Genomic DNA, 11657 nt, shown 5'->3' on the forward strand with positions numbered 1-11657 from the left:
ATGATGGATGTAAACAATAAACATGAGTTAAAACAAGGATTGTCCAATCGGCATATCCAGCTGATTGCGCTCGGTGGTGCGATTGGGACAGGATTATTTCTAGGTCTTTCGCAAACCATCAAACTGGCAGGACCCTCTATTTTATTAGGTTATGCGATTGCAGGCGTGATTGCATTTTTAATTATGCGCCATTTAGGTGAAATGGTGGTTGAAGAGCCCGTCAGTGGTTCATTTAGTTATTTTGCCAATAAATACTGGGGCCGCATGGCAGGCTTTATGTCGGGCTGGAATTATTGGGTACTGTATGTGTTGGTCAGTATGGCTGAACTGAGTGCGATCGGGACCTTTATTCAGTTTTGGTGGCCAGATGTTCCCACATGGCTGACCGCCTTGGTGTTCTTTGTGCTGATTAATGCCATTAATCTAGTCAATGTCAGATTCTTTGGCGAATCTGAATTCTTGTTCTCCTGCATTAAGATAGTCGCGATTTTAAGTATGATTGGTTTTGGTGCTTATTTATTGCTTTCTGGTTCTGCGGGTCCTCAGGCGGGGATTGCCAATTTATGGCAGCATGGTGGCTTTTTTCCACATGGTACGCATGGCTTTATTATGGCGCTTGCCGTGATCATGTTTGCCTTTGGTGGACTTGAATTGATCGGGATTGCCGCAGCAGAAACCAAAAATCCTGAAACCACTATTCCTAAGGCGGTGAATCAGATTGTGTACCGTATTTTGATTTTCTATATCGGTGCAATCGGGATTTTACTGTGTCTTTATCCGTGGAATATGGTGGCAGAAGGGGGCAGCCCTTTTGTATTGATCTTCCAGTCTTTGAATAGTAATGGGGTTGCCAATGTCCTCAATTTTGTGGTGTTGATTGCAGCGGTTTCTGTTTATAACAGTTGTATTTATTGTAATAGCCGTATGCTGCATGGTTTGGCCGAACAGGGGAATGCACCTGCGATATTGAAAAAAGTGAATGCGCGAGGAATTCCGGTTCCTGCGGCGATCGTTTCCGCTTCAGTTACGGCGGTATGTGTGTTGGTCAACTATTTAATTCCGGGAGAAGCCTTTCAGTTATTCATGATGCTGGTGGTTGCAGCACTGGTAATTAACTGGTTAATGATTTCGGTCACCCATTTGAAATTTAATAAAGCAATGCGCCTGAAACAACATCAGACCAAATTTAAAAGTATCTGGAGTCCATGGAGTAATTACCTCACCATTAGCTTTGTCTGCTTTATTTTGATTATTATGGCGATGACCCCTGATATGCGCTTGGCTGTTATTCTCGGACCGATCTGGCTAGTGATATTAGCGGCGATGTATTTCTTTAAGTATCGTAAAAAAATGCTGGTTCTGCCTGAAGCACAGTCCAATCTTTAAATAAAAAAGGCACAGCAATGTGCTTTTTTATTACATCAATGCTGTATTGACCTAGAAGGGCGGAAATTTGTCCTGAACCAGATTGAGTTGCAATCCATGTTCTAGATAGGCTTTCAGACTATCCACGACAGTGGTAAAGCCACCTGTATTATCAATAATAAAGGCAATCAGCTCATCGCCTTGTAAGGGGATATTATAATTTTGAATTCTGAGATAAGTTTGATTGTCATTGATCGCTTCAAAGATGAAATCAACCGTACTGCTCGGCTCGCCCCATTGAATCTGAATCAATTCATTGGCAATGATTCTTGTCACCTGTATTTTTGCTGAAACTTGGTATTTATCCCAAGTCCATTCAACGGTTTTTCCTTGTTCTAATTTTCCTGTTGAGGCGCTAAACCAAAACTTTGAGGTGATTTCAGGATCAATAAATGCTTCAAAAACGCTATGGATCGGTTTACGAATCAGCATTTGTGTTTCAATAACGACAGGATTTAGCATTATATCTGTTCTTTTTGATAGGGAATTGTCATAAAACATATATAAACTGGTTGCGCTGCCCAAGATGCTTTTTGTTAAGCAGAATCAGCAGCTGTTCTTTTAAATTTCATAAAATTCAATATCTAAACGTTGTTTTCTTAATATAATCGTGTTCCGAGCTGCAAAAAATAAAGCAGAAAATATGACTTTATGACCAATAATTTTCTAAAAATTGAGCTTAAGAAATGGCTATCACAAAAGCGTCATAAAGTTGTCACTTAATTGTCATATTATCTGCTCAAAATGCAGTTAACCAAAGTACAACACTTAACTTAAAAAGAGTTGTAAACCAAATTGCATAAATGAGAGAAAACAGAATGCGCTTAAATCCACGTCACATCGCAATTGCATTAGCTGTATCTGGGGCAACTGTAGCAACGACTGCAAATGCAGCTCGTGATACGATTCAAATTGCTGGTTCATCTACTGTATTACCGTTTGCAAGTATTGTTGCTGAAGAGTTTGGCAACACATTCCCACAGTTCAAAGCACCGGTTGTTGGTTCAGGTGGTACGGGCGGTGGTTTGAAGCAATTCTGTCAAGGTGTAGGTGATAACACCATCGACATCGCAAATGCTTCTCGTCAAATTAAAGACACAGAATTAGATGCATGTAAAAAATCTGGCGTAAACCAAGTACAAGAAATTAAAGTCGGTTATGACGGTATCGTATTCGCATCAAACGTTAAAAAAGCTGCGTATAAATTAAAGCCAGTACATGTATTCACTGCATTATCTGCACAGCTTCCTTCAAATGGTAAACTAGTTCCAAACCCATATACAACTTGGAACCAAATTGATAAATCATTACCAAATGAACCAATTACTTTAGTTATTCCTGCATCTAACCACGGTACGCGTGAAGTGTTCCAAGAGAAAATGGTTGATGCTGGTTGTGAAGCATTTGATTACTACAAAGCTTTAAGCAAAGATGATCAAAAGAAAGCATGTTCAACCTTCCGTAAAGATGGCCGCGTAATTGAAATTGCGGGTGACTATACTGAAACTCTAGCGCGCTTGAAGACTTCTCCAAATGCAGTGGGTGTATTTGGTCTAGGTTTCTATGATTCAAACCGCGATAAATTACGTGTAGCGACTGTAAATGGCGTGACACCATCAGAGAAAACAGTATTAGATGGCAGCTACCTTGTTTCTCGTCCATTGTTCTTCTACGTGAAAGGCGAGCACTTGAAATCAATCAAAGGCTTACCACAATACACAGAATTCTTCTTAAACAAGAAAATTTCTGGTAAAGGTTCTAAATTAGAAAAAGCGGGTTTGATTCCTTTAAGCGACAAAGAGCGCGCAAAAATCCTAGCTGATTTCAAAGCGGGTAAATCAGTTAAGTAATATTGTTAAAAGGGAGGCTGGTGAGACGTTGGATCATCAGCCTTTTTGTCTAGCTAAGTTTTTTCAAATCATGAAAATTGAGAAAACAGTGGAGATTACATGAATCTGCTACTTATCGGTGTGTTATTAGCCCTTGTGGCAATTGCATATCAAATCGGGCTGAGTAAAAGCCGTAACCTAGCAGGTAAGGGAAATAACTCAGCAACACTACACTCTCGTCCAGGATATTATGGGGCGTTGGTTGCTTTGTGGTGTGGTATTCCTGCTTTTTTAATTTTGATTATTTGGAATTTGGTTGAACCAAGTATTTTACAACATATTATTTTCAATAATATTCCTGCATCTGTAAGTTCGACCTTAGATGCAGCAGGCCGTGATGTTTTAACCAGTCGAGTGCAAGCAATTGCTTCTGGTTTCGGGGTAACAGATCAGCCAGCAGCTTATGAAGTTGCAGCAGCACAACAACTTGCTAAATTCCAGACCATTGGCTCATTTGCAAAACTTGCCGTGGTGATTAGTGCTGGATTGGCTGGTTTAGTTTGGGCAAAGCGTCATGTGAGCCAACAATTCCGTGCACGTAACCAAGTCGAAAAAACCATTAATGTTGCTTTGATCTTGTGTTCTGGTGTCGCAATCCTGACAACAATCGGTATTGTTTTATCGATGTTAAGAGAAGCGTTACACTTTTTCCATTTTGTTAGTCCAGTTGATTTCTTCTTTGGTACTGAATGGAATCCCGGTTTTAGCACCTCAGGAAATGCAGAAGGTAGCTACGGCATCTTACCGCTGATTTGGGGAACCTTAATGGTCAGTGGTATCGCATTATTGGTTGCGGTACCGATTGGCTTGTTGGTTGCGATTTATCTGGCTGAATATGCATCGCCAAGATTGCGTTCTTGGGCAAAACCTGCAATTGAGGTTTTGGCGGGGATTCCAACCATCGTTTATGGCGTATTTGCCTTAATGGTGATTGGCCCATTCTTCAAAATGGTGGGTGAAAGTGTTGGTATCAATATTAATGCGACCAGCGCACTCACCGCGGGTTTTGTAATGGGTATTATGATTATCCCATTCGTTTCCTCATTATCTGATGACATTATTACTCAAGTGCCCCGCGCATTACGTGATGGTTCTTTGGGCCTAGGCGCAACCAAATCAGAAACCATTCGTCAAGTTGTATTACCTGCTGCCTTACCCGGGATTACAGGTGCATTTTTGCTTGCCGTATCCCGTGCCGTGGGTGAGACCATGATTGTGGTGCTTGCAGCAGGGAACAGTCCATTGTTGCATGCAAATCCATTTGAAGCTGTTTCAACCGTAACCGTCACGATTGTGAAGCAATTAACGGGGGATACTGACTTTGCGAGCCCGCAAGCACTGGTGGCATTTGCCCTTGGTTTAACGCTGTTTGTGATTACTTTGGGTCTAAACATTATTGCACTGTACATCGTGCGTAAATATCGTGAGCAATACGAATGAGTTCATCAAATACATCTCCTCTGGATCCGAACCTATTGGATCCTCAAGTAGCTGCTGAACAACGTGAGCAGCGTAAAAGAAAGATCCAAAGTTCTTTGGCTAAGCGCCATCGTAAAGAAAAAACCTTTCGCTTTGCAGGTATCTCGGCGGTTGTGATCGCGCTGGCATTTGTTGCCTTACTATTTGGTAGCATCTTGGCGAAAGGTCTGCCTTCTTTTTGGCAAAGCAGTATTACAGTTCCTGTTTATTTTGATCCCGCGATCATCAATGTTGGGGCGAAGCCAAAACAAACAGCAGGTGAAACCCCCGCTCACTTTGAAGAGCGCATGGTCGCTTGGCAAACTGAAATGGGTATGGTGGATTGGGATGCCTTGATCGTAAATGGGATTGTTGCTAAAAATAAAGCATTAGAGTCTCAACGTGATTATCTAAGCAGTTTATATACCAGTTCTGAAGCATACCGTTTGCGTGATATGGTGCTTAAAAACCCTGCGCTGATTGGAAGTAAAGAAGAGATCAAATTCTTAGCCGACGCCAATATAGATGTGTGGTTAGCAGGGAATATTGATCGTAGTTTGCCTGATGATCAGCAACAACTTGAACCAGAAGTACGTCAATTGGCAGATCAGTTAAAAGCAGAAGGAATTATTAAAAGTACCTTCAATACCAACTTGTTCTTTAGCCCAGATTCTCGTAGTTCACCTGCAACCAGTGGTTTAGCCGGCGCATTCATGGGTTCATTATTCATGATGATGATCGTGATTGTGATCTCGATTCCAATTGGTGTTGCCAGTGCAATTTATCTTGAAGAGTTTGCACCAAAGAACATGATGACGGATATTATTGAAGTCAACATTAATAACTTGGCTGCTGTTCCTTCGATTGTATTCGGTTTACTGGGTGCTGCAATCTTTATTGGCTGGATGCAGTTACCATTATCAGCACCTTTGGTCGGTGGTTTGGTTCTGAGTTTGATGACTTTACCGACCGTGATCATTACCACACGTGCATCTTTAAAAGCAGTGCCGCCTTCGATTCGTCAAGCCGCGTTGGGTCTAGGCGCGTCGAAAGTACAAACCATTTTCCATCACGTATTACCACTGGCGTTACCAGGTATTATGACAGGTGCGATCATTGGGGTTGCACATGCACTGGGTGAAACTGCGCCATTACTTTTAATCGGAATGAGCGCTTTCGTTGCAAGCGTGCCAACCACACCACTCGACCAAGCGACAGCGTTACCAGTACAAGTTTATTTATGGCAAGGTAATGAATTACGTAACTTCTTCGAAGGACGTACCGCAGCAGCGATTATTGTGTTATTGGCGTTAATGATTGGTTTAAACAGCCTTGCCATTTGGCTCCGTAAGAAATTTGAAGTGCGTTGGTAATTGAGGAGAGTACAATGAATACGATTGATATTATGAACGCCGTAGAAAAGGATAAATCAGTGAATCCACAGCAAAAAGAATTTAGCTCATCTGAAGCGCAAGTTCAGCAATCAAATACTGCATTTGTCTCTCAGTTTGAAACGGCTTCTTCAAATAAAAAGCCAAAAACCAATGAAGTGAAAATCAGTACCAAAGATGTTCATGTTTATTATGGTGACTCTGAAGCGATCAAAGGTATCGACCTTGATGTTTACCAGAATGAGGTGATTGCATTTATTGGGCCATCGGGTTGTGGTAAATCAACCTTCTTACGGACTTTAAACCGTATGAATGACACCATTGATAGCTGCCGTGTGACGGGTAAGGTTACTTTGGATGATCAAGATATCTATGATCCAAACCTTGATGTGGTGTTATTGCGTGCACAAGTAGGTATGGTTTTCCAAAAACCAAACCCATTCCCAAAATCAATTTTTGATAACGTTGCTTATGGCCCGAAACTACATGGTCTGGCACGTGATAAATATGATTTAGAAGAAATCGTGGAAAACAGTTTACGTAAAGCCGGTTTATGGGACGAAGTCAAAGATCGTCTGAGTCAGCCAGGCACTGGTTTATCAGGTGGTCAGCAACAGCGTTTATGTATTGCACGGACCATTGCGGTGAGCCCAGAAGTGATCTTGATGGATGAACCATGTTCAGCACTTGATCCAATTGCGACCGCAAAAATTGAAGAATTAATTTCAGAATTGTCAGAACAATTTACCATTGCGATCGTAACTCACTCTATGCAACAAGCGGCGCGTGTCTCTGACCGTACAGCTTATTTCCACTTGGGTGACTTGATTGAAGTGAACTCGACTGAAAAAGTGTTTACCCAGCCAGACCATCAGTTGACTGAAGCTTATATTACAGGTCGTTTTGGTTAATTTTTACGGTGATAGAAAAAGAGTCTTCGGGCTCTTTTTTTTATATATAAATGAAAATGAATCTATTTTGCAAAATCGCTATTGAATTTTTATTGAGCAGACCACATCTTAGAACAATAACGCCGAACTTATAGAGCACATACTTCATGTTATTCCATTTACCTAAGTTTCCTGCTGAAATTCGTATTAGTCATCTCAATGCGCGTGTGAATGAACAAAGAAAAAGAATTGCGCAAACGACAGCATCTCGTTTGGAGTTATTGCAACTTGTTCAGCAACTTGGTAAAGAAGCCAAGATTCGTAAAAAGAATGATCAAAAAATCTACGTCCTCGACTTTAAAGGGGATGTTCAAGCTTCTGCCGTAGATACCATTCGTGAAGAAATTACCCTGATTCTAGCGACTGCTAAAGCAGGGCATGACCGTGTCGTGGTCCGTTTAGAGAGCCCAGGTGGTATGGTGCATGGCTATGGTCTTGCAGCAGCTCAATTAGTGCGTTTGCGTGATGCAGGTTTTAACGTCACCATCTGTGTAGATAAAGTTGCAGCCAGTGGTGGTTATATGATGGCATGTATTGCCAACGAAATTATTTCTGCGCCGTTTGCTGTGGTGGGATCGATTGGTGTGGTTGCACAAGTACCCAACTTCAATCGTTTGCTAAAGCAGCATAATGTTGATTTTGAACTCTATACCGCAGGTGAATACAAACGTACCGTGACCATGTTTGGTGAAAATACGCCAGAAGGTAAGGCCAAGTTTGAAGAAGAATTGCAGCAAACGCATTCTTTATTTAAACACTTTGTTGAAAAATATCGCCCTCAACTGGATATTGCAAAAGTGGCAACAGGCGAGCATTGGTATGGTGAAGATGCGCGTGAGCTGAACTTGGTTGATAAGTTACAAACCTCAGATGAGTATTTATTAAGCCTGTTACCAAAGCATGATATTTATGTGATTAATACCCGTAAACGCCCAACTTTTGGTGAGAAATTAGGCTTGCAAGCTGCACAAATGGCAGAGAGTTTAATTCCGACTGTGCTCAGTAAAATTACCGATAGTCTGGCAAAGGCAAATAGCACATTAGTACAAATGCGTGATCCAAAATTTTAATGATTGGAACTGTAAAATGATCTTGAAAAACCAGCCTATATGGCTGGTTTTTTTATGCGTATTCCTGCTGATTTTTGTGAAAATTCTTGACTAGATTTGAACGTTTGGTGAATTAAACAAACATGACAAAACTTCTGATAGAAGAGATTGTAGTCATATCAATCATTTGATATTTTATTTGCAAGATGAATTACTTAATTATTCATTAATCGAAGAATTATTTAAAAATATAATTGATAAGTGAGCATAATAATGACAAGAGTCGTTGTTTTTTCAAAGAAAAACTCGAATATCCTACAAGATGCACAACTAAAAAGTGTGGTTTTAGACCAGCCTTCCATCGTACAGATTGGGGTAAATCAAGCAGATATTAAATCAATTATCAAGCAAGGTAATGACCTTGTCATTACGCTAAAAAATGGTGAAAAGATTATTGTTAGTGGTTTCTATAGTGATGAAAATCTAACAGAACACAGCCTCGCACTCACAAAAGAGGATGGTACTTATGCCGTCGCAGAGTTTGATGATTCGGGAAAATTTGTTCGTTATGCCCCAGCGACCTCATTGACGCAATTTGCATATACTGATGCAGTTACACCCGCTTCTCAGCCTCAGAATATTGATCAAGATTCGGCGATTAGTAAGTCCCAATTATGGAAAGTCGGTTTGGCTGCTTTAGTCGCAGAAGGTGTGTATTTATGGGCAGTAAAAGATGATGATGACGATAAAAATAAAAGTAGTAACCAACCGATTGATATAACACCGCCAGCGACACCGACAGCGAGTTTGAGTACAGATACACAAACCATTACCGGTAAAACCGAAGCTCAGGCCAAAATTGAAATTAAGGATGCTGCGGGGAAAGTGATTGCTACGACTCAAGCCGATGCTGAAGGAAATTACACAGTTAAGCTAGATCAACCTTTGGTGAATGGCGGCAAAGTCAGTGTGACTGCGATTGATGGTTCAGGGAATGCCTCTAAAGCAACTGTAGTGACAGGAACTAAAGATACCATTGCACCCGATGCTCCGACAGCACAACTCAATGCAGATGGCACGATTGTTACTGGCAAGGCAGAAGCCAATGCCAAAGTCTCGATTTATGATGCTGATGGAAAACTATTAGGTACCGTGATTGCGAATAAAGAAGGACTGTATTCGATAAAAGTTTCACCTGCTTTAACCAGTGACAAAGGCGGAACCGTGATTGCTGAAGATGCAGCCGAAAATAAATCGACACCTTCTAAAGTGATTGCCGGTAAAGATACTTTGCCTCCTGACCAACCTTTTGTGGATGTAAATAAGGAAGGTTCCTCAATTCAAGGTCGAGCAGAGGCGAATAGCAAGGTACAGATCAAAGATGCGGATGGAAAAATCATTGGCAGTGGAATCACAGATGCACAGGGTAAATTTCAGATTACACTTTTACCTGCTTTAGCTGCAGATAAAAAAGCAACCATCATTGTGGAAGATGCTGCAGGCAACCAATCTAAGCCACTTGAGATTACTACTGGGAAAGACACCATTGCACCTGATAAAGCTGTTGCTGAAATCAATGCAGCAGGTGATTCGGTGGTAGGGACAGCGGAAGCAAATAGTAAAATTGAAATTAGAAGTGCAGATGGGAAGACATTGTATGGTTCAGGTACTGTTGGTGCGGATGGAAAATTTAGCATTACACTTTCATCCGCTTTAACGGATAAAAATGTAGCTAAAGTCTATATTGTTGATGCAGCAGGAAATCGTTCCGATGCAGTCGATGTGGTCGGGATAAAAGATACGATTGCGCCGAATAAACCTATTTTGCAAACGGTCACGGATGATGTCGGAGCTGTAAAAGGGGCGATCGCGGCGGGAGGTGATACCGATGATAGCAAACCGACTTTGGCAGGTATGGGCGAAGCAAAAACAGTCCTGACGATTTACGATAATGGTCAAGCGATTGGTACGGTAACAGTCGGGGATAATGGCAGATGGAGTTTTGAAGTTAAGCAGGATTTGAGTGTAGGGGCGCATAAAATCACCTTAACCCTGACAGATGCAGCAGGAAATATTAGTGAGGCGAGTGATGCATTTAGTTTTAATGTGCTTGCACCTGTGGTGAAAGCCTCTTTGGCAGATGCGATCGATTTGGATGCCTTACAAACCCAACAAGCTGCCCCTGTTTCTGAATCAAACAATATCGAGAAACTGAGTCTAAATACCTTGTTGTCTTCTTCTGAGCCTGCATCAAATCAATTGGATGAGGTTTTGAACCAATTACTTATAGGGCAAAATCCATCTACGACAACCAGTCATTCTGGAAATGCTGATTTAACCCATCTGGATTATGCTCAGACCATTAAAGCCGATCCTTTAGATCAGCTTGCGGCACTGCAACATTCAATTATCTGATTGGTATTTATATTGAGAACAGCGCCTATTTTTGAATAGGCGTTTTTTGTTTGAGCAGTTGAATGACTCCAATTAGCAGTGCTCCGACAGTCGCAAGGAACATGTCCTTGTGGGCATCCCAAACGTCTCCTTGTTGGCCATTATAGTTTTCAGCATCTTCAGGTGATAAACCAATGGCGATCCACCATTCGATCAGTTCATAGAACATGCTCGATGCCATGACAAACTGAATCACCAGTAGAAATAGGGTCAAAGGTTTGGCTGTTGGTAACCAGACTTGAAAACAGCGATAAAAAAATGGATAGAGCAATAAACCGTAGGCAAAATGCACCAGTCGATCATACATGTTGCGTGACCAACCCATACTTTGATTTAAGTCAAAATGGAAAAGTTGTTGAATCCATTCATTATACGGAACATACGAGTAAAGGTAGTGTGCTCCTAAAATATGTATCAAAAGAAAGCCCAGATAGAGACAAAAGCTATAAAAACTGATACCAATCTTCTTCATCGTGACAATGAGAGCAATTAGCATTAACACCGTACCTGCTTGGTGTAATAAATAGGCTTCAAACTCAAGCGGATGAATACTTGCGATCCCGACTACGAGGAGTACAAACGCAAGTGCAATATAATGCTTTAGATTCAGTTGTTGTTCGATCATGCTGTATCCTAAGTACAGTCAGGCAAATTTTATTGCTGTTACTCTGTTGTCGCTACCGTGATTGTTTCTTTGGGGGTAGAGACACCACCGAGTGCCTGACATGCTTGTTTATATAATTGATATTTTTGTTGTACAACTTCATCGAGCGGAATGTCAAAGAGATCTTCACCATTCTTATATTGTTCAATATAAGATGCTGCTTTGTCTTTATTCGCCGCCAGTGATTGTTGATAAAAATTTGAAATAGAAGAAGTTGCTAACTCATTGGATTCAATATTATTACATTGAAAACTCTGTAGGACTTTTTCAGCGCGTTTTACTTCGCTTGATTTCCCAAAGATACAACCTGTTAAGCTCACTGTGGCAATGAGCAAGTACAAAAGCTTCATGATCGATAGAGTAGAATTTTAAAGGAC

The 11657-nt window shown here is 41.1% G+C and carries 10 protein-coding genes; 7 read left to right on the plus strand and 3 right to left on the minus strand.

Annotated elements, in window-relative coordinates; translation table 11 throughout:
• The first annotated feature begins 3 nt into the window (after window positions 1-3).
• Window positions 4-1386, plus strand: coding sequence for an amino acid permease (locus A7P55_RS18795; protein WP_171553370.1), 1383 nt, complete (start codon window positions 4-6; stop codon window positions 1384-1386).
• A gap of 51 nt (window positions 1387-1437) precedes the next feature.
• Here the strand turns inward: A7P55_RS18795 and A7P55_RS18800 are convergent, their stop codons facing one another.
• The gene (locus A7P55_RS18800; protein WP_171553349.1) at window positions 1438-1887 is read right to left on the minus strand and encodes an SRPBCC family protein; all 450 of its coding nucleotides are present in this window, start codon (window positions 1885-1887) and stop codon (window positions 1438-1440) included.
• 356 nt (window positions 1888-2243) lie between these two features.
• Here A7P55_RS18800 and A7P55_RS18805 point away from each other — a divergent pair, with 356 nt between their 5' ends.
• The 6 genes from A7P55_RS18805 (at window position 2244) to blp2 (ending at window position 10577) form a co-directional block, all read left to right on the plus strand.
• Entirely contained in the window at window positions 2244-3275 is a 1032-nt protein-coding gene (locus tag A7P55_RS18805; RefSeq protein WP_004652127.1) for a substrate-binding domain-containing protein, read from the plus strand.
• Window positions 3276-3374: 99 nt separating this feature from the next.
• Window positions 3375-4754, plus strand: coding sequence for a phosphate ABC transporter permease subunit PstC (gene pstC, locus A7P55_RS18810; protein ID WP_004652128.1), 1380 nt, complete (start codon window positions 3375-3377; stop codon window positions 4752-4754).
• Complete coding sequence (pstA, locus tag A7P55_RS18815; protein ID WP_004801280.1) at window positions 4751-6145, plus strand: phosphate ABC transporter permease PstA; 1395 nt, start codon at window positions 4751-4753, stop codon at window positions 6143-6145. Before pstC ends, pstA begins: the two co-directional genes overlap by 4 nt.
• Window positions 6146-6159: 14 nt before the next feature.
• A complete protein-coding gene (gene pstB / locus A7P55_RS18820; RefSeq protein WP_216078112.1) occupies window positions 6160-7074 on the plus strand; it encodes a phosphate ABC transporter ATP-binding protein PstB in 915 nt (304 codons plus the stop codon).
• A 146-nt stretch (window positions 7075-7220) separates the two neighbouring features.
• Window positions 7221-8183, plus strand: a complete 963-nt coding sequence (gene sohB, locus A7P55_RS18825; protein WP_171553350.1) for a protease SohB — start codon at window positions 7221-7223, stop codon at window positions 8181-8183.
• Window positions 8184-8435: 252 nt separating this feature from the next.
• Entirely contained in the window at window positions 8436-10577 is a 2142-nt protein-coding gene (blp2, locus tag A7P55_RS18830) for an Ig-like repeat protein Blp2 (RefSeq protein WP_171553351.1), read from the plus strand.
• Between the two features lie 25 nt (window positions 10578-10602).
• Here blp2 and A7P55_RS18835 read toward each other — a convergent pair whose 3' ends face one another.
• Window positions 10603-11241 carry a DUF2238 domain-containing protein gene (locus tag A7P55_RS18835; protein WP_171553352.1) on the minus strand — a complete coding sequence of 213 codons (639 nt, stop codon included), beginning with the start codon at window positions 11239-11241 and terminating at the stop codon, window positions 10603-10605.
• A gap of 38 nt (window positions 11242-11279) precedes the next feature.
• Window positions 11280-11630, minus strand: a complete 351-nt coding sequence (locus tag A7P55_RS18840; RefSeq protein WP_171553353.1) for a hypothetical protein — start codon at window positions 11628-11630, stop codon at window positions 11280-11282.
• Window positions 11631-11657 lie beyond the last annotated feature (27 nt).

It is taken from the genome of Acinetobacter sp. Ac_5812 (assembly GCF_013072695.1).
Classification (GTDB): domain Bacteria; phylum Pseudomonadota; class Gammaproteobacteria; order Pseudomonadales; family Moraxellaceae; genus Acinetobacter.